The sequence below is a fragment of the Lacinutrix sp. MEBiC02595 genome (assembly GCF_053601555.1).
The window spans coordinates 1-3,069 of record NZ_JBSHNU010000226.1 but is presented as its reverse complement, the minus strand read 5'-3'; the positions used below and the strand labels follow the sequence as shown (position 1 = coordinate 3,069).

General features: G+C 29.5%; 4 protein-coding genes. All 4 read left to right on the top strand.

Translation table 11 applies throughout. The features are described from left to right. Positions 1-245 precede the first annotated feature (245 nt). Positions 246-485: a ribbon-helix-helix domain-containing protein gene (locus ACVCZW_RS13250; protein ID WP_452227598.1), complete on the top strand. Its 240-nt coding sequence runs from the start codon at positions 246-248 to the stop codon at positions 483-485. Next, a complete protein-coding gene (locus tag ACVCZW_RS13245) occupies positions 478-765 on the top strand; it encodes a type II toxin-antitoxin system RelE/ParE family toxin (protein ID WP_452227599.1) in 288 nt (95 codons plus the stop codon). Before ACVCZW_RS13250 ends, ACVCZW_RS13245 begins: the two co-directional genes overlap by 8 nt. A 173-nt stretch (positions 766-938) precedes the next feature. Next, positions 939-1,469, top strand: coding sequence for a hypothetical protein (locus tag ACVCZW_RS13240; protein ID WP_452232640.1), 531 nt, complete (start codon positions 939-941; stop codon positions 1,467-1,469). Positions 1,470-1,803: 334 nt separating this feature from the next. Then, complete coding sequence (locus tag ACVCZW_RS13235) at positions 1,804-2,214, top strand: hypothetical protein (RefSeq protein WP_452227628.1); 411 nt, start codon at positions 1,804-1,806, stop codon at positions 2,212-2,214. Positions 2,215-3,069 lie beyond the last annotated feature (855 nt).

Sequence of the window (3,069 nt, the reverse complement as noted above, 5' to 3'; positions counted from 1 at the left end):
TAGTAATTCCATTAATTATAAACGGAATAATGATTTATATTTATAACGGATTAAAAACTGCTTACAACACCGTATATAATTAATGGCTGGTTTTAGCTTGTTTACGAAAATCTTTGCAGATTTTCTATTCGGTTTTTATTTGCTAAATTACGTACTTAAACACGCCACTAATCATATACAAACACGTTAGCAACAATTTGGAAGCGATGCGAATTTGATGTATATTTACACCAAAATATAAAATTATGTCAAGACAAAGCATATCATTTACGGAGCCTAACGATGAATGGCTGAAAGCCCAAGTGAATAGAAATGAATATTCTAGTAAAAGTGAATTAGTAAACGATTTAATAAGACAAGCCAGAAAGCAGCAAGTCCAAATTGATTGGGTTCGTGCCAAATTAGAAAAGGCCGAAAATAGCGGATTTACAAATGATAACAAAAATGAAATTTTAGCACAATCAAAGTCTCTATTGAATGGCTAAATATAGATTAAGTAACGAAGCTAAAAACGACTTAATAAGAATTCATCATTACGGAATTGAAAAATTTGGAATGACTCAAGCGGATAAGTATTTCGAATCATTTTTTGAATATTTTGATATTATTGCTGAGAGACCTTATTCGTTCGAATCAGTGGAATATATAAAAAACAAATACAGACGTTGTGTATGTGGTTCTGATAGTATCTACTTTAAAATAAATAAAGATATTGTCGATATTATGGCAATTGTGGGAAGTCAAAATTTAAATGAAAAGCTATAACGAAATAATAAACTGTTGCTAACACCGTATAAAATTAATTGCTAGGTTCTCGCCTACTTGGAAAATTCCTGCGGAATTTTCTCTGTTTCGTTTTTGTTTACTAACTTAGTTACTTAAACACGCAACTAATCTTATACAAACACGTTACAAACAATTAAAACCAGAATCATAAAATGAAGAAAATAATAATTCTGACAATAATACTTTTAAGCCAAATTTCATATTCACAGATTAAAACTAAATTATTTTATAAAGATGGTAAAACAACGATTGAAAAATGTAAAATAAAAGGTAATATCATAAAATGTGAAATCGGAAATAAAAAAATAAAGCTTAGCTCAAAAGATATAAACGCGATTGATCAATATTCTAACTCTGGAAGCCCAAAACGATATGTTTTTATGAAAATAGAGAATAGTAGCAAACCAAAATTAATGAAGCAAATTATAAAAGGAAATGCTTCACTTTTTGAAATAACAAAAATGGCTGCACCTCAGTCAGGAGGAACAACTACTACATATTATGTAAAAAGACAATCTTGGAATAATGTTAAAAAAATTGGAGTTATGAAATATAAAAAGGATAAAGTAATGGAATATTTCTCTGATTGCTCGCTACTCATTGAAAAAGTTAACAGTAATTCTATTAAAGGCAGATCTCCTTTCAAATTAATATCCTACTATAATCAAATTTGTGGAAATTAAAAACTGTTTGTAACACCGTATATAATTAATGGCTGGTTCTAGCTTGCTTACGAAAATCTTTGCAGATTTTCTATTCGGTTTTTATTTGCTAAATTAGGTGCTTAAACACGCCACTAATCATATACAAACACGTTGTAGGTAATTTGAGAAAAATCAGAAATGATAGAGTATTTTAAGAACAAAAAGAACATTCCGTATTTCATAATTCTGATAATCGGAATCGCAATTGGAACTTCTAAATATGATTTTATTCCTACTATTTTAGGCTTTGGAATTATAATAATATTTGGAATTATCGCTGGACTAATAATCCGTATTTTTATAAGATAAAATTATGTTGTTTAAGAACAAAACTGAAGAAATTAAAGAGGAGTTTTCTATTGGAAATTATGAATTCTCATTTGACCACGAAAACTCAACAATTGAAATTAGTGGCAATAAAATAATTGATTTGACTATAAAGTCAGATGAAAATGTTTTTGACGAATTATGTGAAAAAGATGATTTTGAATTTAGTTACGGAATTTATGCGCCTGAATTCTATGCTCGTGAAATCGATTTGGGGAAAAAAGGACAAATTGTGATTAACGAAAAAAATCAAAATGATTATGAAACTGCCCTTTATTTTATGGAACATAATGGTTTAAATATAAATTTAAGTTTACATCCTAACTGGATTTTAGTGGTTGGATGGACAAAAATCAGCGGAAAAGAATACCCGATTACAATCAGAATGAAAAGATAAAAACTACCTACAACACCGTATATAATTTATTGCTAGTTCTAGCCTGCTTACGAAAACCCTCGCGGATTTTCTATTCGGTTTATATTTGCTAAATTAGGTGCTGAAACACGCAACAAACCATATACAAACACGTTATAAAAAATAGCCGAGAATCCTCAATTTCAACAAACTGAATTTCTTAAAACATAAATAATTGGATTATTATCTTACTCAAATCTTAATAAAATAATCTCGAATTCTGCTTACTCAATTCACGAATTGAATTCTTTGCGGAATTTTGACGCAAAGGAGAAATAACTCTTGCGCAGTTTTTTGAAGCCAAGGAAATTTTACCTCGCCAGGAAATGCTTACTCAATCGCAAAATGCTCCAAAGAGTTTAAAAAAAACACTTTTCGCTATTCAACTGTAAAAGCAAAACACGTTTAGCTTTCCTCCTTTTATTGCGCAACTTAACGGCAAAGTAATTCGTGCTTAATTTGATGTTTAGCTACATTTTATAACAACGTATATAAAAAATTGCTAGATTAGTGCTTAAATAAAGTTCGTTGCTCTTTTGCTACTTCTGATTTTCCTTCGGAAAATCCGCCTGTACCAAAACGCAACTTTCCATATACAAACACGTTAGCACCAATTTGAAAAAAAATCGATGATAAAAACGATAATTATAGTAATAAGTGTGTTTTTAATTCTGACAGGATTTAAAACCTATAAGATTTTGAAAGAAAACGTCAAGAAAATTCCTAAAGTAAGTTTTGAGGAACAACTAAAAACGTACAAAGAATTAGGATATAAATTAAACAACGGAATTACAAAAGAAACCTTGCTGGAATCTTACGACAAAGCTGACTTTGAAG

Excerpts from the sequence above, each read along its gene's own strand:
- ACVCZW_RS13250 (WP_452227598.1), top strand. The coding sequence starts at position 246 with ATGTCAAGACAAAGCATATCATTTACGGAGCCTAACGATGAATGGCTG.
- ACVCZW_RS13245 (WP_452227599.1), top strand. The coding sequence starts at position 478 with ATGGCTAAATATAGATTAAGTAACGAAGCTAAAAACGACTTAATAAGA.
- ACVCZW_RS13235 (WP_452227628.1), top strand. The coding sequence starts at position 1,804 with ATGTTGTTTAAGAACAAAACTGAAGAAATTAAAGAGGAGTTTTCTATT.
- ACVCZW_RS13240 (WP_452232640.1), top strand. The coding sequence starts at position 939 with ATGAAGAAAATAATAATTCTGACAATAATACTTTTAAGCCAAATTTCA.